This is a genomic window from Streptomyces sp. NPDC006487 (genome assembly GCF_042870555.1).
Lineage (GTDB): Bacteria > Actinomycetota > Actinomycetes > Streptomycetales > Streptomycetaceae > Streptomyces.
Genome location: NZ_JBIAHN010000004.1, coordinates 71,921 through 91,283, shown reverse-complemented (window position 1 = coordinate 91,283; position 19,363 = coordinate 71,921). Strand labels below are relative to the sequence as shown.

At 70.7% G+C, this 19,363-nt stretch carries 18 protein-coding genes and 1 tRNA gene; 10 read left to right on the top strand and 9 right to left on the bottom strand.

The genetic code is table 11. From position 1 onward, the window contains the following. Window positions 1-2 precede the first annotated feature (2 nt). The 5 genes from ACFYM0_RS07915 to ACFYM0_RS07895 all read left to right on the top strand — a co-directional run bounded on the left by ACFYM0_RS07915 (window position 3) and on the right by ACFYM0_RS07895 (window position 4,521). On the top strand, window positions 3-695 hold the full coding sequence (locus tag ACFYM0_RS07915; RefSeq protein WP_388497896.1) for a transglycosylase family protein: 693 nt from the start codon (window positions 3-5) through the stop codon (window positions 693-695). 367 nt (window positions 696-1,062) lie between these two features. Next, window positions 1,063-2,349 (top strand): phosphopyruvate hydratase, encoded by a 1,287-nt coding sequence (eno, locus tag ACFYM0_RS07910; RefSeq protein WP_266908150.1) that lies wholly within the window; start codon window positions 1,063-1,065, stop codon window positions 2,347-2,349. A gap of 99 nt (window positions 2,350-2,448) precedes the next feature. After that, entirely contained in the window at window positions 2,449-2,937 is a 489-nt protein-coding gene (locus tag ACFYM0_RS07905; protein ID WP_385378850.1) for a septum formation initiator family protein, read from the top strand. 40 nt (window positions 2,938-2,977) lie between these two features. Then, window positions 2,978-3,553 (top strand): DUF501 domain-containing protein, encoded by a 576-nt coding sequence (locus ACFYM0_RS07900; RefSeq protein WP_388497894.1) that lies wholly within the window; start codon window positions 2,978-2,980, stop codon window positions 3,551-3,553. Further along, window positions 3,550-4,521 (top strand): exopolyphosphatase, encoded by a 972-nt coding sequence (locus ACFYM0_RS07895; RefSeq protein WP_388497892.1) that lies wholly within the window; start codon window positions 3,550-3,552, stop codon window positions 4,519-4,521. Before ACFYM0_RS07900 ends, ACFYM0_RS07895 begins: the two co-directional genes overlap by 4 nt. A gap of 65 nt (window positions 4,522-4,586) precedes the next feature. On the opposite strand, the gene ACFYM0_RS07890 is transcribed toward ACFYM0_RS07895, so the two are convergent. From ACFYM0_RS07890 to ACFYM0_RS07880, 3 genes are all read right to left on the bottom strand, one after another. After that, window positions 4,587-4,856, bottom strand: a complete 270-nt coding sequence (locus ACFYM0_RS07890; RefSeq protein WP_388497890.1) for a type II toxin-antitoxin system RelE/ParE family toxin — start codon at window positions 4,854-4,856, stop codon at window positions 4,587-4,589. Next, entirely contained in the window at window positions 4,853-5,128 is a 276-nt protein-coding gene (locus ACFYM0_RS07885) for a type II toxin-antitoxin system Phd/YefM family antitoxin (RefSeq protein ID WP_031150838.1), read from the bottom strand. The genes ACFYM0_RS07890 and ACFYM0_RS07885 overlap by 4 nt, the downstream gene beginning before the upstream one ends. A gap of 171 nt (window positions 5,129-5,299) precedes the next feature. Further along, on the bottom strand, window positions 5,300-6,421 hold the full coding sequence (locus ACFYM0_RS07880) for a MerR family transcriptional regulator (RefSeq protein ID WP_388497888.1): 1,122 nt from the start codon (window positions 6,419-6,421) through the stop codon (window positions 5,300-5,302). A gap of 453 nt (window positions 6,422-6,874) precedes the next feature. Between ACFYM0_RS07880 and ACFYM0_RS07875 the strand changes: the two genes are divergently transcribed. Together ACFYM0_RS07875 and ACFYM0_RS07870 are read left to right on the top strand one after the other, a co-directional pair. Next, window positions 6,875-8,257 (top strand): NAD(P)/FAD-dependent oxidoreductase, encoded by a 1,383-nt coding sequence (locus tag ACFYM0_RS07875; protein ID WP_388497885.1) that lies wholly within the window; start codon window positions 6,875-6,877, stop codon window positions 8,255-8,257. A gap of 188 nt (window positions 8,258-8,445) precedes the next feature. After that, entirely contained in the window at window positions 8,446-9,774 is a 1,329-nt protein-coding gene (locus ACFYM0_RS07870; protein ID WP_388497884.1) for a class I SAM-dependent methyltransferase, read from the top strand. 107 nt (window positions 9,775-9,881) lie between these two features. Here ACFYM0_RS07870 and ACFYM0_RS07865 read toward each other — a convergent pair whose 3' ends face one another. Together ACFYM0_RS07865 and ACFYM0_RS07860 are read right to left on the bottom strand one after the other, a co-directional pair. Next, complete coding sequence (locus tag ACFYM0_RS07865) at window positions 9,882-12,434, bottom strand: ABC transporter permease (RefSeq protein WP_388497881.1); 2,553 nt, start codon at window positions 12,432-12,434, stop codon at window positions 9,882-9,884. A gap of 62 nt (window positions 12,435-12,496) precedes the next feature. Next, window positions 12,497-13,261 (bottom strand): ABC transporter ATP-binding protein, encoded by a 765-nt coding sequence (locus ACFYM0_RS07860; RefSeq protein WP_388498486.1) that lies wholly within the window; start codon window positions 13,259-13,261, stop codon window positions 12,497-12,499. Window positions 13,262-13,827: 566 nt separating this feature from the next. On the opposite strand from ACFYM0_RS07860, the gene ACFYM0_RS07855 reads away from it, so the two are divergent. Next, a tRNA-Leu gene (locus ACFYM0_RS07855) sits at window positions 13,828-13,909 on the top strand. A gap of 181 nt (window positions 13,910-14,090) precedes the next feature. Beyond that, window positions 14,091-14,948, top strand: coding sequence for a Bax inhibitor-1/YccA family protein (locus ACFYM0_RS07850; protein ID WP_388497879.1), 858 nt, complete (start codon window positions 14,091-14,093; stop codon window positions 14,946-14,948). 132 nt (window positions 14,949-15,080) lie between these two features. On the opposite strand, the gene ACFYM0_RS07845 is transcribed toward ACFYM0_RS07850, so the two are convergent. After that, window positions 15,081-15,311 (bottom strand): DUF4287 domain-containing protein, encoded by a 231-nt coding sequence (locus ACFYM0_RS07845; protein WP_250736957.1) that lies wholly within the window; start codon window positions 15,309-15,311, stop codon window positions 15,081-15,083. A 106-nt stretch (window positions 15,312-15,417) separates the two neighbouring features. Here ACFYM0_RS07845 and ACFYM0_RS07840 point away from each other — a divergent pair, with 106 nt between their 5' ends. Beyond that, window positions 15,418-15,828, top strand: a complete 411-nt coding sequence (locus tag ACFYM0_RS07840) for a hypothetical protein (protein ID WP_388497877.1) — start codon at window positions 15,418-15,420, stop codon at window positions 15,826-15,828. Window positions 15,829-15,847: 19 nt separating this feature from the next. Here the strand turns inward: ACFYM0_RS07840 and ACFYM0_RS07835 are convergent, their stop codons facing one another. The 3 genes from ACFYM0_RS07835 to ACFYM0_RS07825 form a co-directional block, all read right to left on the bottom strand. Continuing rightward, window positions 15,848-16,657 carry a hypothetical protein gene (locus tag ACFYM0_RS07835; protein ID WP_388497876.1) on the bottom strand — a complete coding sequence of 270 codons (810 nt, stop codon included), beginning with the start codon at window positions 16,655-16,657 and terminating at the stop codon, window positions 15,848-15,850. Between the two features lie 313 nt (window positions 16,658-16,970). Continuing rightward, complete coding sequence (locus ACFYM0_RS07830) at window positions 16,971-18,191, bottom strand: acetyl-CoA C-acetyltransferase (protein WP_388497874.1); 1,221 nt, start codon at window positions 18,189-18,191, stop codon at window positions 16,971-16,973. A gap of 67 nt (window positions 18,192-18,258) precedes the next feature. Continuing rightward, on the bottom strand, window positions 18,259-19,332 hold the full coding sequence (locus ACFYM0_RS07825) for an SGNH/GDSL hydrolase family protein (protein ID WP_388497872.1): 1,074 nt from the start codon (window positions 19,330-19,332) through the stop codon (window positions 18,259-18,261). Window positions 19,333-19,363: the final 31 nt, after the last annotated feature.

Here is a 19,363-nt window from a genome sequence, read left to right as displayed (position 1 = left end):
CCATGCTGCTTTCGGGCAAGGGCAAGCACCGTCGCGGTTCCAAGGCCGTCCGCATCGTCACGCTCGCCGGTGTCGCCGGTGTCGCCGTGGCCGCGCCGCTGATGGCCGCGGGCACCGCCTCGGCCGCGACCGCTTCCGAGTGGGACCGCGTCGCCTCGTGCGAGTCCGGCGGCAACTGGTCCATCAACACGGGCAACGGCTACTACGGCGGCCTGCAGTTCTCGTCCTCCACGTGGGCCGCGTACGGCGGCAAGGCGTACGCCGCGCAGGCCAACCAGGCCTCCAAGTCGCAGCAGATAGCCATCGCCGAGAAGGTCCTCAAGGGCCAGGGCAAGGGCGCCTGGCCGTCCTGTGGCGTGGGCCTGTCGAACTCCTCCTACACGGGCGGCTCGACCCAGACCCCCGCCAAGCCGAAGACGCAGCCGAAGCCCGCGCCGAAGCAGGAGAAGGCCGCGCCGAAGCAGGAGACCAAGCGCGTCGAGGCTCCGACCACCCGCTCCGAGCGTCCGGCCGCGAAGACCGAGGCCCCCAAGACGGGCAACGGCTCCTACGCGGTCAAGTCCGGCGACACGCTGGGTGCGATCGCCGACGCGAACAACGTGGCCGGTGGCTGGGAGAAGCTCTTCGAGCTCAACAAGGACATCGTCACGGACGCCAACCTGATCTTCCCGGGTCAGAAGCTCAAGCTCAGCTGAAGCAGGAGCTGAAGCGGGACCCGAGGCGCGGGCCGAAGCCGAAGCTGAACCCCGGCTGAAACCTGCGAGAACGGTCGTGTCCGCTTTCGCGACACGCAGTAGTTCCACCGCATGATTCCACCGCCCGGCGCGCAACCCCCTTCGCGCCGGGCGGTGCTGTGTGCGGATGCCTTCGGTCTGACGGGGCCTCCGAAATGCCGATGATCAAGGGTCCTATGTCCTGTAAGAGGGGCATTCAGGCCCTTTTTCGTCCCAGGACCCGGGCGGTCGGCTGGCCGAGTGCCCGCAGGCGGTTAGGCTCTAAGCGGCAAGGCCATCCCACGGCCTGACATGCCACCGCACACCCAGCGTCACATCCCAGAAGGAGATGCTCGTGCCGTCCATCGACGTCGTCGTAGCCCGGGAAATCCTGGACTCCCGAGGCAATCCCACGGTCGAGGTCGAGGTGGGCCTCGACGATGGCAGCACCGGCCGTGCTGCAGTCCCGTCCGGCGCCTCCACCGGAGCGTTCGAAGCCGTAGAGCTCCGTGACGGTGACCCCAACCGCTACATGGGCAAGGGCGTAGAGAAGGCCGTCCTCGCCGTCATCGAGCAGCTCGGCCCGGAGCTCGTCGGCTACGACGCCACCGAGCAGCGCCTGATCGACCAGGCGATGATCGACCTGGACGCCACCGAGAACAAGGGCTCCCTCGGCGCCAACGCCATCCTCGGCGTCTCCCTCGCCGTCGCGCACGCCGCGTCCGAGGCCTCGGACCTGCCGCTCTTCCGCTACCTCGGCGGTCCGAACGCGCACCTGCTGCCCGTTCCGATGATGAACATCCTGAACGGTGGGTCGCACGCCGACTCCAACGTCGACATCCAGGAGTTCATGATCGCCCCGATCGGCGCGGAGTCCTTCTCCGAGGCCCTTCGCTGGGGCGCCGAGGTCTACCACACCCTCAAGAAGGTCCTGCACACCAAGGGCCTCTCCACCGGTCTGGGCGACGAGGGCGGCTTCGCGCCGAACCTGGAGTCGAACCGCGCCGCGCTCGACCTCATCGTCGAGGCCATCAAGCAGGCCGGCTACGTCCCGGGCAAGGACATCGCGCTCGCGCTCGACGTCGCCGCGTCCGAGTTCTACAAGGACGGCAAGTACGAGTTCGAGGGCCAGTCCCGCTCGGCCGCCGAGATGACCGAGTACTACGAGGAGCTCGTCTCCGCGTACCCGCTCGTGTCCATCGAGGACCCGCTGTACGAAGACGACTGGTCGGGCTGGAAGACCCTCACCGACAAGCTGGGCGCCAAGGTCCAGATCGTCGGCGACGACCTCTTCGTCACCAACCCCGAGCGTCTCGCCCGCGGCATCGAAGAGGGCTCGGCGAACGCCCTGCTCGTCAAGGTGAACCAGATCGGCTCGCTGACCGAGACCCTGGACGCCGTCGAGATGGCCCAGCGCAACGGTTTCAAGTGCATGATGTCGCACCGCTCCGGTGAGACCGAGGACGTCACCATCGCCGACCTCGCGGTCGCCGTGAACTGCGGCCAGATCAAGACCGGCGCCCCGGCCCGCTCGGACCGTGTCGCCAAGTACAACCAGCTCCTGCGCATCGAGGAGATCCTCGACGACGCGGCCGTGTACGCGGGCCGCAGCGCGTTCCCGCGCTTCAAGGGCTGATCAGTCCTTTAGGGCGCAAGCCTCCCTACGTCCCCGCACTCGGTCCCGTACCGTGTGCGGGGACGTAGTGCGTCGTGCGCATATAGGGGAGGCGGATCAATGGCCGGGAACCGGGACCGGTTCGCCACGTTCTCGACCGCGACCAGGCTCAAGCAGCTCGGTGAGCGGACCGCGGCGCACGTGTACCGCTCGCAGTCCCGCCGTCAGGTACGCCGCAGCCGGCTCACCGGCCGGGCCGCCCTGCTCGTCCTCGTCCTCTGTACCCTGGTCGTCGCCCTCGCGTATCCGATGCGCCAGTACGTGTCCCAGCGCTCGGAGATCGCGAAGCAGCAGAAGGACGCCGTCGCCGCGCGGGACCGGCTGGAACGTCTGCGCGACGAGAAGGCCCGCTGGCAGGACAACGCGTACGCCGAGCAGCAGGCGCGCAAGCACCTGCACTTCGTCCGGCCGGGGGAGATCAGCTACATCATGACCGACCCCGGTGCCGGCGGCGCCGAGCAGCGCCGCGGCGGACAGGCCGCCACCGACCGGCCCTGGTACTCCAACGTCTGGGACGGCGTCGACAAGGCCGACCGCCCGGGCGACTGAGTCCCACCCATCCACGAGAACGAAAAGACTTCCTCCAGGCATGCAGACGCCCCCGCCCCAGACCGACCGGACCGAGCCGACCGCCGCCGACATCGAGGCGTTCGAACAGCAGCTCGGACGCCCCCCGCGCGGGCTGCGCGCCATCGCGCACCGCTGCCCCTGCGGACAGCCGGACGTGGTGGAGACCGCCCCGCGGCTCCCCGACGGCACTCCCTTCCCGACGCTGTACTACCTGACCTGCCCGCGGGCCGCCGGTGCGATCGGCACGCTGGAGGCCAACGGCGTGATGAAGGAGATGCAGGCCCGCCTCGCCGTGGACCCGGAGCTGGCCGCGGCCTACCGGGCCGCCCACGAGGACTACATCACCCGCCGCGACGCCATCGAGGTGCTCCAGGGCTTCCCGAGCGCCGGCGGCATGCCGGACCGGGTCAAGTGCCTGCACGTGCTGGTCGGCCACTCCCTGGCCGCGGGCCCGGGCGTGAACCCGTTCGGCGACGAGGCCCTGGCGATGCTGCCCGAGTGGTGGGCCAAGGGCGCCTGCGTCACCCCGTGCGGCGAGAAGAAGGCCGACGAGAAGAAGGCCGACGAGAACGCGGCGGCGGAGGCGGGCGCGTGACCCGGGTCGCGGCCGTCGACTGCGGTACGAACTCCATCCGGCTCCTCGTCGCCGACCTCGACCGCGCCACCGGCGAGCTGACCGAGCTGGACCGGCGGATGATCGTCGTCCGGCTCGGCCAGGGCGTCGACAAGACGGGCCGGCTGGCCCCGGAGGCCCTGGAGCGCACCTTCGCGGCCTGCCGCGAGTACGCGGCGGTCATCAAGGAGCTCGGCGCGGAGCGGATCCGCTTCGTGGCGACCTCGGCCTCCCGGGACGCGGAGAACCGCGACGAGTTCGTCCGGGGAGTCCTGGACATCCTGGGTGTGGAGCCCGAGGTGATCAGCGGCGACCAGGAGGCCGAGTTCTCCTTCACCGGCGCCACCGGCGAGCTGACCGGCCGCACGGACCTGGAGCGCCCCTTCCTGGTAGTGGACATCGGCGGCGGCTCCACGGAGTTCGTGGTCGGCACCGACCACGTCCGGGCGGCCCGCTCCGTCGACGTGGGCTGCGTCCGGATGACCGAGCGCCACCTGACGGTGGACGGGGTCGTCACGGACCCGCCGACCGGGGAGCAGGTGGCCGCGATACGGGCCGACATCGAGGCGGCGCTGGACCTGGCCGCCGAGACCGTCCCGCTGGCCGAGGCGCGCACCCTGGTGGGCCTGGCCGGTTCGGTGACCACGGTCGCCGCGATCGCGCTGGGCCTGGAGGCGTACGACTCGGCGCGGATCCACCACTCCCGGATCCCGTACGAGACGGTCCGCGAGATCAGCGAGCGGATGCTGACGCTGACGCACGCCGAGCGCGCGGCCATCCCGGTGATGCACCCGGGCCGGGTCGACGTGATCGGCGCGGGCGCCCTGGTCCTGCTGGCGATCATGGAGCGGATCGGCGCCGCGGAGGTCCTTGTCTCGGAGCACGACATCCTCGACGGCATCGCCTGGAAGACCGCAGAAGAGGTCGAGACGGACAAGCAGCGCTCCTGACCCGCGGAAAGGCCGAACGGCGGCGCTCCGGTCAGTCGACCGGAGCGCCGCCGTCGGACTTGGAGTCAGATGTTGCGGTAGATGTCGCGGCGGTCGCCCAGCTTGACGACGAGGATGACGAGCTCGCCGTCCAGGACTTGGTAGGCGATCCGGTAGCTGCCGACGCGGAGCCGGTACAGGCCGGAGGGGCCGGTGAGCTTCTTGATGTCGGCGTCCTCGCGGTACGGGTCGTCCCCCAGCGCGGTCAGGGCGGCGAGGATCCGCATGGCTGCCGGCCTGTCGATCGCCCGGAGCTGCCGTTGCGCCGCGGTCGTGAACCGGAAGGCGTACTTCACGCCGCGCCGTCACCCCGTTCGCTGAACAGGTCGGCCAGCAGCTCGGCCATCGTCACGGTCGATCCGCCCTCGGCGAGTACCGCCTCCGCCTCGCGTGCGAGCAGCTCGTCCGCCGCCTCTTCGAGCGCGTTGAAGTCCGCGATGGGGACGAGGGCGGCCACCGGAGCGCCGTTCCGCGTGATGATGGTCGGGGCGCCCTGCTCGGCACGGTTGATGTGGTCCGCAAGATGGGCGCGGGCTTCGCGCACGGTCACGGCGTTCTCATCACTCATGACAGCGAGTGTACGCGCGAACGTGTACACCTGCCGGGTGTCGCGTACACGGGTGTGGGTTCACCGGTAATGCCGGACGGCATCGCCGGGTCCATCGCCTGGCGGCCGGTACGAGCGCACGTGACGGTGCCCCCGGCGGATCCCGCCGGGGGCACCGTCACGTCCGGACGGTCACCCCTCCAGCCGGACCGGCATCAGGAGCGAGAAGGACTCCTCGTCGTCGGGGCGGCGGATCGCCACGGGGGCCTTGGGAGCGCCGAGCTCCAGGATCAGCCGGTCCCGGGCCCCGGCGGCGAGCGCGTCCAGCAGGAACGCGCGGTTCAGGCCGACGTCGGCCGGGTCGTCGTCGCCGTCGGCGCCGAGGGACACCGTGCCCTCGCCGGTCACCCTGAGCACGCTGACGTCGCCGGTCGCGCCGTCCTGCTCGCGCTCGGCCGGGCGGACGGGGCCGTTTTCCAGTGCCTTGCGGAAGGCGGGTACGTCGACGGGGACGCGGCGCCCCGCGGGCAGGCTGACCAGGCGGCGGTAGTCGGGGAACTCGTGGTCCAGGCAGCGGCCGGCCGCCTGGCGGTCCGCCGACTCCGTCTCCAGGGCCACGCGGTCGCCGTCGACGGCGAGCAGGACCGGGGCGTCCTCGCTCAGCAGCGCCCGCATCGCGTCCGCGAGAGGGGCGGGTACGAGGAGCTGGAGGCGGGGTCCGGAGTGTCCGGCCGCCCCGGCGCGGGCGACGGCCAGGCGGTACCGGTCGGTGGCCACGACGCGCAGCGCCCCGCCCTCGATGTCGAAGAGGATGCCGCCGAGCACCGGCAGTGCGGGGTCGGAGCCGACGGCGAACCGGACCGCGTCCAGCGCGGCGGCCAGCTCGGGCCCGGAAACGGTGAGCCGGGCGGTCGTGCCGGCGGTGGCATGGGCGGTCGTGTTCGTGGTCGTGCTCGTGCTCGTGCTCATGAGGGTCTCCCTGCGGTCGAGTAGGGCGCGGATCGCGGAGAGCTCGGTGCGGGCATCGGACAGGCCCTGTTCGAGCCGGAGCAGGTGCGCCCGGAGCAGGCCGCGGACCAGATCGGTGTCCGCGCCGGCCCAGCCGGCCAGGACGAGCCGGATGTCCGCCAGGGGCATGCCGGTCCGCCGGAGCCGTGCCAGCAGCCGGGCCTCCTCGACCTGCTCGGGTCCGTACCAGCGGTATCCGCTGGCCGGATCCACCCGGACGGGAACCAGCACTCCGGCCCCGTCGTAGAACCGCAGGGCACTCACGCTCAGGCCGCTGTCCAGGGCCGTCTCGCCGATACTGCGCATCTCGTTCTCCACGCCCTGAACCCTGGGCCCTCGACCAGGTCGAGGGTCAACAGCGGGGGTCGAAAGCGGTCCCGGGGGGCCGCTCGGGGGTCTTAGGTCCCGTCGTCCACATGAACTTCGTGAAGTTCTTCACAAGGAAAAGGTGCCCGTGAGGGCTCTGGAGGAGCCTTTTGGGCGAGTCCGAGGCCCCTCGGGCCTTCTTTTCGCTCGCGTTCGTGCGATCGGCGGACCGTGCGAGCCTCTGGCGGTAGGTATCCACGAAGGCTGTGGTCTACTCCGCTTGAGGGCCTGGAGGCCAGGTCGGGACTGGTGTTCAACGACTCCCGTTACACCCTGGTTCCCGTTTCGCGCCATGACCTCGGTCACGTGGGCGGCGGAGTGTAGCAGAGGGTCTTCAGGTCCTTGTGAAGGGGCTCACGAGCGTCACCCCTTGGGGTGCTGGATACTCGTTCCATGAGCACCACGGAGCGTCCCAGGATCCTCGTTGTAGGAGGTGGGTACGTAGGCCTGTACGCAGCCAAGCGCATCATGAAGAAGATGCGCTACGGCGAGGCGACCGTCACGGTCGTCGACCCGCGCTCGTACATGACCTACCAGCCCTTCCTCCCCGAAGTGGCCGCAGGCAGCATCTCGCCTCGGCACGTCGTCGTACCGCTGCGACGCGTGCTGCCCAAGGCTGAGGTTCTCACCGGCCGGGTCACGAACATCGACCAGGACCGCAAGGTCGCCGTCGTCACGCCGCTGGTCGGCGAGGCGTACGAGCTGCCCTTCGACTACCTGGTGATCGCGCTCGGCGCCATCTCCCGCACCTTCCCGATCCCCGGCCTCGCCGAACAGGGCATCGGCATGAAGGGCGTGGAAGAGGGCATCGGCCTGCGCAACCACGTACTCGAGCAGCTCGACAAGGCCGAGTCCACGACGGACGAGGACGTCCGCCGCAAGGCCCTCACCTTCGTCTTCGTCGGCGGCGGCTTCGCCGGCGCCGAGACGATCGGCGAGGTCGAGGACATGGCCCGCGACGCCGCGAAGTACTACACCAGCATCAAGCGCGAGGACATGCGCTTCATCCTGGTCGACGCGGCCGACAAGATCCTTCCCGAGGTCGGGCCCAAGCTCGGCACCTGGGGCAAGGAGCACCTCGAGTCGCGCGGCATCGAGATCTACCTGAACACCTCCATGGACTCCTGCGTGGACGGCCACGTGGTGCTGAAGAACGGCCTCGAGGTCGACTCCAACACCCTCGTGTGGACCGCCGGCGTCAAGCCCAACCCGGTGCTGGCCCGCTACGGCCTGCCGCTGGGCCCCCGCGGCCACGTGGACGCCGAGCCGACCCTCCAGGTCAAGGGCACGGACTACATCTGGACCGCCGGCGACAACGCCCAGGTGCCCGACCTCGCCGCCCGCAAGGCCGGCGTGGAGAACGCCTGGTGCCCGCCGAACGCCCAGCACGCGCTGCGCCAGGCCAAGGTCCTCGGCGACAACGTCATCTCCGGGATGCGCGGCTTCCCGCAGAAGGAGTACGCGCACTCCAACAAGGGCGCGGTGGCGGGCCTCGGCCTCCACAAGGGCGTGGCGATGATCGTCATGGGCAAGATGAAGATCAAGCTCAAGGGCCGGCTCGCCTGGTACATGCACCGTGGCTACCACGGCATGGCCATGCCGACCTGGAACCGCAAGATCCGCGTCTTCGCCGACTGGACCCTCGGCATGTTCCTCAAGCGCGAGGTCGTCTCCCTCGGTGCCCTGGAGACCCCCCGCGAGGAGTTCTACGAGGCCGCCAAGCCGGCTCCGGCCGCCGTCGCCGCGGCCCCGGCCGAGAAGGCCAAGGCCTCCTGACCCCGTAGGGCCGGCAGGACGAGCACGACCAGCAGGACGAGTACGACCAGTACGACCCAGCGTGTCCCGAAGGGGCCGCCCGCCATCCGTGGTGCGGGCGGCCCCTTCGGCATATTCGGGACCGGATCCGGGTATGCCGTGCGGTCGGAACTTGTCGGAACTTGTCGGAGCTTGTTGGAGGGTCCCGCATGAACGACGCCGCGCCGCGGCTGGCCGCTTTAGCCGAAACCCTGATGGGAGCCCCTCTCCCCGTCCGCATCCGGGCCTGGGACGGCAGCGAGGCCGGCCCGCTCGGCGGACCCGTCCTGGTCCTGCACAACCGGCGCGCCCTGCGCCGGATCCTGTGGAAGCCGGGCGAGCTCGGCCTGGCCCGCGCCTGGGTGGCCGGGGACCTCACCGCCGACGGGGACCTGTTCGAGCTGCTGGACCGGGTCGGCGGGCTGCTCTGGGAGCGGGACCGCGAGCCCGGGCCGGCCGCCGCCGAGCACACCGGCACCGGGCCCGCCGCCCTGCTGCGCGACCCCCGCGCCCGGGCCGCCGTACGGGGCCTCGTGGGCCTGGCGCGGCCGTGGACCAAGCCGGCCCCGCCGCCCGAGGAGGCCGTCCGCCGCGGCGGACCCCGGCAGCCCCGGCACAGCAGGGGCAGCGACCGGCGGGCCATCAGCCACCACTACGACGTGGGCAACACCTTCTACGAGCGGGTGCTCGGCCCGTCGATGGTGTACTCCTGCGCCTACTGGACCCCCGGCGGGAGCCTGGAGGACGCCCAGCGGGACAAGCTGGACCTGGTCTGCCGCAAGCTCGCCCTGGGCCCCGGGGACCGGCTCCTGGACGTCGGCTGCGGCTGGGGCTCGATGGCCCTGCACGCGGCCCGGGAGTACGGGGCCAAGGTCACCGGGATCACGCTCTCGCGCGAACAGGCCGCCTACGCCCGCAAGCGGGTCGCGGAGGAGGGCCTGGCCGACCTCGTCGAGATCCGGGTCCAGGACTACCGGGACGTCAAGGACGGCCCGTACGACGCCATTTCCTCCATCGGGATGGCCGAACACGTCGGCGCCGACCGCTACCGCACGTACGCCCGGAGCCTGTACGGACTGCTGCGGCCGGGCGGGAGGCTGCTGAACCACCAGATCGCGCGGCGTCCCGAGCCCGACGAGGAGGCCTACCGGATCAACGCGTTCATAGACGCCTACGTCTTCCCCGACGGGGAGCTGTCCCCGCTGGGCACCACCGTCGGCGAGCTGGAACGCGCCGGCTTCGAGGTCCGCGACGTGGAGGCGCTGCGCGAGCACTACGCGCTCACCCTGCGGGCCTGGGTGGCCCGGCTGGAGGAGCACTGGGAGGAGGCCGTACGGCTGACCTCGCCCGGGCGGGCCCGGGTCTGGCAGCTGTACATGGCCGCCTCGGCGCTCGCCTTCGAGCACAACCGGCTCGGGGTCAACCAGGTGCTCGCGGTGCGCACCGGGACCCGGTCGGCCTCCGGGATGCCGCTGCGCGCCCGGGAGTGGCCGCGGTAGCCGGTACCGGGTGAGGGAACGCCGCAGGGCCCCGCGACGGGATGTCGCGGGGCCCTGCGGCTTCGTACGGAGGCGCTCGTACGGAGGTGCCCGTACGGCTGCTTCGGCTACTCCGTCTTGATCGCGGTCAGCATGTTCAGCCGGGCCGCGCTGCGGGCGGGCCACATGGCCGCCAGGGCTCCGACGATGCCGGCCAGCAGCATGAAGATCGCGATCCGGTCGAACGGGATCACCAGGGCGTAGTTCGGGATCGAGGCCTTGATGGTCTCGCCGACGGCCCAGGCGATGAAGGTGCCGAGGGCCACGCCGATGACCGCGCCGAAGAGCGAGATCACGATGGCTTCCAGCCGGATCATGTTCTTGACCCGGCCGCGGTCCAGGCCGATGGCCCGCAGCATGCCGATCTCCTGCGTCCGCTCGTACACGGACATCGCCAGGGTGTTGACGACGCCGAGGACCGAGATGATCAGCGCCATGGCGAGCAGGCCGTACATGATGTTCAGGGCGGTGTTGATCATGCCGCCCATCTCGTTGCGGATGTCCTGCTGGGTGGCGAAGGTGATCGCCGGGTTCTTGCCGAGGGCGTCGACGAGGGCCTGCTCGCCCTTGGCCGAGGGACCGCCGTCCATCTTGACGAGGACCTCGCGCAGGTACGGCTTGTCACCGTGCTTGTCGAGGATGCCGGAGTCGATCACGTAGGGGGAGAGCATGCCCTCCATGTCCTTGTAGACCGCGCCGACCTTCAGGTCCGCCTTCTTGTTGTCCACGAAGGTGACCTTCAGGGTGGAGCCGACCGACAGGCCGTCCTCCTTCGCGGTCTTCTCGGCGACCGCCACCTCGCCCTTGGCGAGGCTGGTGAGCTGCCCGCTGAGCACGTCGAAGTTGAGGAGCTTGCCGATGGTCGCCGGGTTGACCCCGGAGACGGAGCGGTAGGAGTCGCCGTTCCCGACCCGGAAGTCGCCGGCCTGCTGCGGGGAGACCGCCGTGACGCCCGGGGCCTTCTCCAGGGCGGGGATCACGGAGGCGTCCAGGCTGCCGAAGCTCTCGCCCATGGAGACCGTGTAGTCGGCCCTGAGGTTGTCCGTGGTCATCCGGTCGATGGCCTTGCCCATCGTGATGCCGAGTACGGACAGGGCGGTCACCAGGGTCAGGCCGATGGCCAGCGAGGCGGCGGTGACGGCGGTGCGGCGCGGGTTGCGGACCGCGTTCTGCGCGGCCAGCTTGCCGGCGACGCCGAAGACCTTCTCCAGCAGCGGGCGGACCGCCGCGATGACCGGACGGGAGAGGGCCGGCAGCAGGATGATGATGCCGATCATGGTGAGGAAGGCGCCGGCGCCGATGAGCATCTTGCCCTCCTTGCCCGTCATCGCGCCGCCGAGGATGCCCAGCAGACCGAGCAGGGTGACGGCGCCGCCGATGCTGTTGCGCAGCACCAGGGACTTGGCGGAGGCCGGCAGGTGGGCGCTGCCCATGGCGGCGACCGGGGAGATCTTGGCCGTACGGCGCGCGGGCAGCCAGGCGGCGAGCATCGTGACGACGATGCCGATGCCGATCGCCGCGGCGATGGTGGCCGGGGCGACGACCAGCGGACCGGCCGGGATCTTCACGTCGAAGGCGTTCATCGCGGAACGCATGCCGACGGCGAGCCCGACGCCGGCGATCAGGCCGATGGCGGACGAGATCACGCCGACGACCAGGGCCTCGGCCAGGACCGAGCGCTTGACCTGGCCGCGGTTGGCGCCGACGGCGCGCAGCAGGGCCAGCTCCTTCGTGCGCTGGGCGACCAGCATGGTGAAGGTGTTGTAGATCAGGAAGATGCCGACGAAGAGCGAGATCAGCGCGAAGGTCAGCAGCATCTGGTTCATGCTGCCCATGCCGGCCTCGATGTCCTTGGCCTGCTTGGCGGCGAGCTGGGCGCCGGTCTCCGCCGTGACGTCCTTGCCGACGATCGGCTTGATCTCGGTGAGCAGCTTGTCGGCGGAGACGCCGGCCTTGGCGCTGACCGCGAGCTCGTCGTAGTAGCCGGGCTCCAGGTAGAGCCGCTGGGCGGTCGGGGTGTCGAACAGGACGAGCGAGCCGCCCGCGTTGACCGCGCCGTCCTCGGTGGTGAAGACGCCGGCGAGCGTGTACTCCTTGGCCGGGCCGTTGTCGGCCACCCGGACCTTGTCGCCCACCTTGTACTTGCCGCGCTTGGCCGTCTCCTTGTCGAGGGCGATCTCGCCGGCCCCGGCCGGGCCGTTGCCCTCGGTGAAGGCGTAGCGGGGGTCCTTGCCGTCCTTGAGGGGGACGAAGTTGGCGCCGGTGTTGGACCAGCCGTTGCCGATCAGCTTTCCGTCCTGGTCGCCCACGGCGGCGAAGCCGTGGACGCGGCCGGAGGCGCTGTCGACGCCGCTCAGCGCCTTGACCTTGTCGAGGGACCGCTGGCTGATGCCCGGCTCGCCCTCCTTGACGCCCTCGTCGTTGCGCGAGGGGCCGTGGGAGGTGACGGAGACGGCAACTCCGTCGAAGCTCTTGGCGGACTGGTTCGACATCGCCTTGCCGACGGTGTCGGTGAAGACGAGCGTGCCGGAGACGAAGGCGACGCCGAGGACGACGGCGAGTACCGTCATCAGCAGCCGGGCCTTGTGCGCGAGCACGTTGCGCAAAGCGGTACGGAACATGGTGGAGGAGTCCAGGTCTAAGGGGTCAGCGGGGACGGACGGGCAACGAGGGGGCGCGTCCCTCAGCTGGTGCGGCCCTTGGCGTCGAAGGCCTTCATGCGGTCGAGCACGCCGTCCGCGGTGGGCTGGATCATCTCGTCGACGATGCGGCCGTCGGCGAGGAAGATGACGCGGTCCGCGTAGGAGGCGGCCACCGGGTCGTGGGTGACCATGACGACGGTCTGGCCGAGCTCGCGCACGGAGTTGCGCAGGAAGCCGAGGACCTCGGCGCCGGAGCGCGAGTCGAGGTTTCCGGTGGGCTCGTCACCGAAGATGATCTCGGGACGGGAGGCCAGGGCGCGGGCCACGGCCACGCGCTGCTGCTGGCCGCCGGAGAGCTGGGTGGGGCGGTGGGAGAGGCGGTCCGAGAGGCCGACCATGTTGATCACCGAGTCCAGCCACTGCTTGTCGGGCTTGCGGCCGGCGATGTCCATGGGGAGCGTGATGTTCTCCAGGGCCGTCAGGGTCGGCAGCAGGTTGAAGGCCTGGAAGATGAAGCCGATCTTGTCCCGGCGCAACTGCGTGAGCTGCTTGTCCTTCAGGGTGGACAGCTCGGTCTCGCCGATGCGGACGGATCCGGCGGAGAAGGTGTCCAGGCCGGCGACGCAGTGCATCAGCGTGGACTTGCCGGAGCCGGAGGGGCCCATGATCGCGGTGAACTGGCCCTGTGCGAAGTCCACGGAGACGTTGTCCAGAGCGACCACCTGGGTCTCGCCCTGGCCGTACACCTTGGAGAGGCCGGTGGCGCGCGCGGCGACGGCCTGGGTGGTGTGCGGGGCGTAGTTCATGGTGGTCACGGGGGCTGCTCCTGTCAGGGGCGGGGCGGGCGGACCGGGCTCACGGTCCGCGGCTGGCGGGACCCTTCCATCGTCGCGGCGGCCACCCCCGCTCCGGATCAGCCGTGATGCCCCTTCTCCGGTCCACTGGAGTCTGACCACGGAGGGCCGCGTCTCCTCCTTTGGTATGACGGCGGCCCAGAGGCACGTACGGGGAGTGCGCCAGCCAGGCGGCCCCGGCGGCCCCGGAGGCGGGCGGCGAAGCCCGGGGCGGAGGCCGGAGCGGAGGCCGCGGCGGGGGCGGAACCGGGGGCGGGACGGGAGCCGCAACGGAGCCGGGCCGAGGGGGTGGCGCACGGGGTGGCGTGCGGGGTGGCGCGGGCCATCGAAATCCCGTCAATCCCGTGGCGGCCAAGATCGACGCCCGGAACGTGCCGACCGTGGCTTCTGTCCCCTGACGGGGCATCAAGCGCCAATAAAATCAGACAACATCGGCGAGACGCCCAGGTGAGGGCGCAAGTGTTACGGATAGGCTCGGCGCAGCGTTCAAGGCTTTTCCTACGGGGCCGCTACGCCCTGCCCGGATGGTGGAATGCAGACACGGCGAGCTTAAACCTCGCTGACCCTCGGGTCGTGCCGGTTCAAGTCCGGCTTCGGGCACGATGACGTTCCGTTTCAGGCCGGAACGTGTGGAGGGCGGGGGCACACGCGTACCCCCGCCCGACCCGCCCGGCGGGCCCGTACCGGCGGGGAAAGATCCTCCTCCAGCAGTAGGGCGATTTCTTTGCGTTCGCATTACTCTTGATTCCAAGGCCGCGCACGGTGGCCATGGAGGAGTGAGATGAGGAGCAGCAACCCGGTCTTCTCGCGACGGGGATTCAGCCGCGACAACGGTGCTTATGCGGGCTTCGGCACGCAGCAGCCCCAGGCCCAGGCCGGGACCGCCACCAACCCGTACGCGACCAACCCCTATGCGACCGACCCGGCCACGGGTATGCCGCAGGCGCCGGTCCGCGGCAACGCGATGACCATCGACGACGTCGTGAGCCGCACGGCTCTGACGCTCGGCACGGTCATCCTGACGGCGGCGATCTCCTGGATCGTTCTTCCGGTCGACTCGGCCAACATCAACAAGTCGTACGGCATCGCCATCGGCGCCGCGCTCATCGCGTTCGTCTTCGCGATGATCCAGTCGTTCAAGGCCAAGCCGGTCCCGGCGCTGATCCTGGCCTACGCGGCGTTCGAGGGCGTCTTCCTCGGCGTGATCAGCTCGGCCGTCAGCACCTACACCGGCCCCGGCACGGTCGTTCAGGCCGTCATGGGCACGATGTGCGTCTTCGCCGGCGTGCTGATCGCGTACAAGATGCGCTGGATCAGGGTGAACCGGCGCTTCGTCGGCTTCGTGATGGCCGCAGCCATGGGCTTCATGCTCCTGATGGTCGTCAACCTGCTGTTCTCCGTCTTCGCGGGCGGCGACGGCCTCGGCTTCCGCAGCGGCGGCCTCGGCATCCTCTTCGGTGTCATCGGCATCATCCTCGGTGCCGCCTTCCTCGCCATGGACTTCAAGATGGTCGAGGACGGCGTGACCTACGGCGCCCCCCGCGAGGAGTCCTGGCTGGCGGCCTTCGGCCTCACCATGACCCTGGTGTGGATCTACATGGAGATGCTGCGCCTGATCTCCATCCTCAAGGGCGACTAGTCGGCCCCTGTACCCACAGGTTGAGCAGAGGAAGGCCCCGCGAGCACACGCTCGCGGGGCCTTCCCGCATGTCGGGGGTCAGCGGATCGGGTGATCTGAAGTCGGGGGCTGTGGACGGGGGCAGGGGCCGGCTCAGCCGAACTTGCGGGCGGCCCTGCGCAGGTCGTACTCGTGGATGATCGCCTTGGCCTGGCCGTACGACAGCTCGTGCGCGCCGAGCAGCCAGCTGACCTTCTCTTCGAACCGGACGAGGGAGGGGCCGTCGTCCACGGCCCTGAGCCAGTCGGAGAGTTCACGACCGGTGGTCTGGGGGATTCTGTCGATCATGTTGCGGTGCGTCTGCTCGGAGAACTCTACGGACATGGGCGCCTCCGGAGGTATCGCCTTGCTGTGCTGTTCCCTTCACGCCACCGTGCCGGAGAGTTCGCCCGTTGGCAATGGCGCCGGGGCGGCGCGTAAGGTCGGCCGGGTGCTCGATACCTCACCCCTGACCGCCGCCGTGGAACGTTTCGCCGACCGGCTGCGGGCGGCCCCGCAGAGCCGCCTCCAGCAGGGTGCCGCCGAGGTGGCGCTGGACCTGGCCCGGGAGCTCTCGCTGCGGGCCCAGCGGCTGGAGGCCGCCTCCGCGGGCGGTACGGCCGCAAGGGGCGGCACGGGGGCGGCTCCGGCGCGGACGATGCCCGACGCCGGGATCTTCGTCGTCGGCGACCAGCTGGCGGTGGCCGGGACGGACCTCGCGGAGGCCCTGCACGCCGCGGCGGCGGGCCGGGTGGCGGGCTCCGCGGCGGGACCGGGCCCGGACGCGGCGAAGGCCCCGTCCGAGATGCTGGACGAGGCCGTTCGGCTGGTGGATCAGGCGGAAGCCGGGGCGCTGCGGTGAAGCGAACCGATGCGGTGGGTCAGAGCGATGCGATGACGCGGTCGGCGAGGATGTAGACGTTGCTGTCCGGATCCTCGGAGTCGCCGCAGGAGAAGGTCAGCGCGTAGGCGCCGGAGATGCCCGAGCCGCCCAGCAGGACCGGTGCGCTGCCCGAGCGCAGGGCGTCTGCGAGCCGCTCGGCGGTCTCCCGGTGGCCCGGGGTCATGCAGAGCGTGGTGCCGTCGGTGAAGACGTACACGTCCAGGGTGCCCAGCGGGCCGGGGCGGACGTCCGCGAGGGCCGTACGGGCCTCCGCGAGCTCCTCCAGGCGGTTGACCGTGCGCTCGTGGTCGGCGCCGGGGTGCGAGGCCTGCACGGGCACGAAGTCGGGGTGCGAGGGGTGGCGCCGGCGGGCGGCGGCCAGCTCGGCCGAGTCCTCCGGGTATCCCTGGTAGTCCTCGGCGTCGTCGCCCAGGATCGGCTCCAGGCCGACCATGTCCGCCTGCCGGGGCAGGAAGACGGGGCTCTCCTCGCCGAGGCCGGACAGGCCGCCCAGCAGCGAGGGGGCGTCGGCGGCGTCACGCGCCTCCTGGGCGGCCCAGAAGGCGCGCGCCTCGGCGAGCTCGCGCTCGCGCTCCTCGGCCAGGGCCTCGGCGACGGCGGCTCGTATCTCGGCGGCGGGGGACTCCACGGCGCTGCGGGCGTGCGGGACGGTGGCACCACGGGGGTGCGAAACCGTCAGCTCACCGCGCAGTGCGGTGACCTGCTTGCGCAGCCCGTGGACGGCGTGCAGCGCAGCAGCGCCGACGGCCGTGGCAGCGGCCGTGGTCAGCAGTAGGGCAAGAGACATGGCGCTCACTGACTAACTCCTGATTGATTCGATCCCCCGACTTCCTACATCAGCTTGTCCTGACCTGGGAATGGCTTGCAGTGCATTACGTCATGAATTGGACAGGCCTTTCGTCCCGAAGTCCCCGCCTGAACCGGGCCTGACCTGCGAAAACAATGATCCCCCAGGACTAAGGTCACATCCTGGGGGACATTTGGTCACAGAATGGCCGCGACAGGATTAGATTCGGTGTCAGTACGCCGTAAGGGATCAAGCGGATCCCTTACGGCGTCTGGCCTCGGCTCTTGATCCCGACGGCCCTGCTTTGCTCGGACTAGCTCAGCCGCTCGATGATCATGGCCATGCCCTGACCGCCGCCGACGCACATGGTTTCGAGGCCGAACTGGTTGTCGTGGAACTGCAGGCTGTTGATCAGCGTGCCCGTGATGCGCGCGCCGGTCATCCCGAAGGGGTGACCGATGGCGATGGCCCCGCCGTTGACGTTCAGCTTCTCCAGCGGGATCTCCAGGTCCCGGTAGGAGGGGATCACCTGGGCCGCGAAGGCCTCGTTGATCTCGAACAGGTCGATGTCGCCGACGGTCAGGCCCGCCCGCTTCAGCGCCTGCTTGGAGGCCTCGACCGGGCCCAGGCCCATGATCTCGGGGGAGAGACCGGTGACGCCGGTGGAAACGATCCGGGCCAGCGGGGTCAGGCCCAGCTCGCGCGCCTTGGTGTCGCTCATGACGACCAGTGCCGCGGCGCCGTCGTTCAGCGGGCAGCAGTTGCCGGCCGTGATCAGGCCGTCGGGGCGGAAGACGGGCTTGAGTCCCTGGACGGCCTCCAGGGTGACCCCGGCGCGCGGGCCGTCGTCCTGCGAGACGACCGTGCCGTCCGGGGTGGTGACCGGGGTGATCTCGCGGGCCCAGAAGCCGTTCTTGATGGCTTCCTCGGCCAGGTTCTGCGAGCGCACGCCGAACTCGTCCATGTCCGCGCGGGTCACGCCCTTGAGCCGGGCCAGGTTCTCCGCGGTCTGCCCCATCCCGATGTACGCGTCGGGGGTGCGGCCGTCCTCGCGCGGGTCGTGCCAGGAGGAGCCGGTGGACTCGGCGACCTCCTTGGTACGGGCCTCGGACTCGGCGAAGAGCGGGTTGTGCGTGCCCGGGATGCCGTCGGAGGAGCCGTTCACGGACCGGGAGACCATCTCGACGCCCGCGGAGATGAAGACGTCGCCCTCGCCCGCCTTGATGGCGTGCAGCGCCATCCGGGAGGTCTGGAGCGAGGAGGCGCAGTAGCGGGTGATCGTGGTGGCCGGCAGGTGGTCCATGCCCATCTGCACCGCGACGATCCGGCCGAGGTTGTGGCCCTGCTCGCCGCCCGGGAGCCCGCAGCCCAGCATCAGGTCGTCGATCTCCCGCGGGTCCAGGCCGGGGACCTTGGCGAGGGCGGCCTGGATGACCGTGGCCGTCAGGTCGTCCGGGCGGACGTCCTTGAGGGATCCCTTGAAGGCGCGCCCGATCGGCGAACGGGCGGTGGAAACGATGACGGCTTCGGGCATCGGGGCTCCAAGGGAGGTGGTGTCGTACCGGGACCGCATGCGAAGTTACCGCCCCGTACCGTCGAGGTCACTGTCCATGCGATGTGACTCCGGTCGCTCTGGACGCGCCCGCCGTGCCGCCCGCCGCTCCGGCCGGTGCTGCGGCTCCTCCCGTCTCCTGCGCGAGGTCCTCGCCCGGCACCCGGCGCCTGCGCCGGTACTTGAGCAGGGCCCATGCGCCGCGGGCCCCGGTCACCTCCGTGCCGGCCTGCCCCGCCGCCGCCGAGGCGGCCTTGGCCAGCGGGAGCATGTCCTCGTTGCGCGAGACGTCCAGCCGGTCCGATTCGGGCCAGACGCCCAGGGCCGCGCACAGGGTCGGCAGTATGGCCATCGCCGCGGTCGCGTACCCCTCCGCCGACGGGTGGTAGGAGTCCGGTCCGAACATCTCGCGGGGGTTCGCCGCGAACTCCGCCCCCATCAGGTCGCCGATGGAGACGGTACGGGCGCCCAGCGCGAGCACCCCGATCGTCTGGGCGGCCGCCAGCTGGCGCGAGACCCTGCGCGCCAGCCACCGCAGCGGCTGGTACACCGGCTCGATGGTGCCCAGGTCCGGACAGGTGCCGACCACCACCTCGGAGCCCGCCAGCCGCAGCCGGCGTACGGCGGCGGTCAGCAGCCGCACCGACTGGGTGGGCGGCATCCGGCGGGTCACGTCATTGGCGCCGATCATGATCACGCACACGTCCGGGGGCGGGCCGTCACCGTCCAGCAGCAGCCCCGTCTGGCGGTCCAGGTCGTCCGACATGGCACCCGAGAGCGCCACGTTGCGCAGCTCGACCGGCCGCTCGGCCACCGCCGCCAGCCCCGAGGCCAGCAGGGCGCCCGGAGTCTGTCTGGCCCGCCGCACCCCCAGCCCGGCGGCCGTGGAGTCCCCCAGCACGCCGAACCGCAGCGGGCCCGGACTCATCTCGGGGCCGCCGAACTCGCTCCCGTACAGCCCGTCCGCGCGCGGCGGATCCGGCAGACCCGTGCCGACCGTGCGCTTCGCGAACTGCATCTCCGCCACTACCAGCCCGACCGCGGCGGCTCCGACGAGCCCGAGCCCGCCACCGCCGTACGCCGCCCCCGCCGCGATGCGGCGGGCCGTCCTCGCCCTGGACACCCTTCAAGCCACCTTCTCGGTCCTTGGCCGG

What these genes read in the sequence shown, in the direction of transcription:
- ACFYM0_RS07915 (WP_388497896.1), top strand. Translation starts at nt 3, where the DNA reads ATGCTGCTTTCGGGCAAGGGCAAGCACCGTCGCGGTTCCAAGGCCGTC.
- eno (WP_266908150.1), top strand. Translation starts at nt 1,063, where the DNA reads ATGCTCGTGCCGTCCATCGACGTCGTCGTAGCCCGGGAAATCCTGGAC.
- ACFYM0_RS07905 (WP_385378850.1), top strand. Translation starts at nt 2,449, where the DNA reads ATGGCCGGGAACCGGGACCGGTTCGCCACGTTCTCGACCGCGACCAGG.
- ACFYM0_RS07900 (WP_388497894.1), top strand. Translation starts at nt 2,978, where the DNA reads ATGCAGACGCCCCCGCCCCAGACCGACCGGACCGAGCCGACCGCCGCC.
- ACFYM0_RS07885 (WP_031150838.1), bottom strand. Translation starts at nt 5,128, where the DNA reads ATGAGTGATGAGAACGCCGTGACCGTGCGCGAAGCCCGCGCCCATCTT.
- ACFYM0_RS07880 (WP_388497888.1), bottom strand. Translation starts at nt 6,421, where the DNA reads ATGCGCAGTATCGGCGAGACGGCCCTGGACAGCGGCCTGAGCGTGAGT.
- ACFYM0_RS07875 (WP_388497885.1), top strand. Translation starts at nt 6,875, where the DNA reads ATGAGCACCACGGAGCGTCCCAGGATCCTCGTTGTAGGAGGTGGGTAC.
- ACFYM0_RS07870 (WP_388497884.1), top strand. Translation starts at nt 8,446, where the DNA reads ATGAACGACGCCGCGCCGCGGCTGGCCGCTTTAGCCGAAACCCTGATG.
- ACFYM0_RS07865 (WP_388497881.1), bottom strand. Translation starts at nt 12,434, where the DNA reads ATGTTCCGTACCGCTTTGCGCAACGTGCTCGCGCACAAGGCCCGGCTG.
- ACFYM0_RS07860 (WP_388498486.1), bottom strand. Translation starts at nt 13,261, where the DNA reads ATGAACTACGCCCCGCACACCACCCAGGCCGTCGCCGCGCGCGCCACC.
- ACFYM0_RS07850 (WP_388497879.1), top strand. Translation starts at nt 14,091, where the DNA reads ATGAGGAGCAGCAACCCGGTCTTCTCGCGACGGGGATTCAGCCGCGAC.
- ACFYM0_RS07845 (WP_250736957.1), bottom strand. Translation starts at nt 15,311, where the DNA reads ATGTCCGTAGAGTTCTCCGAGCAGACGCACCGCAACATGATCGACAGA.
- ACFYM0_RS07835 (WP_388497876.1), bottom strand. Translation starts at nt 16,657, where the DNA reads ATGTCTCTTGCCCTACTGCTGACCACGGCCGCTGCCACGGCCGTCGGC.
- ACFYM0_RS07830 (WP_388497874.1), bottom strand. Translation starts at nt 18,191, where the DNA reads ATGCCCGAAGCCGTCATCGTTTCCACCGCCCGTTCGCCGATCGGGCGC.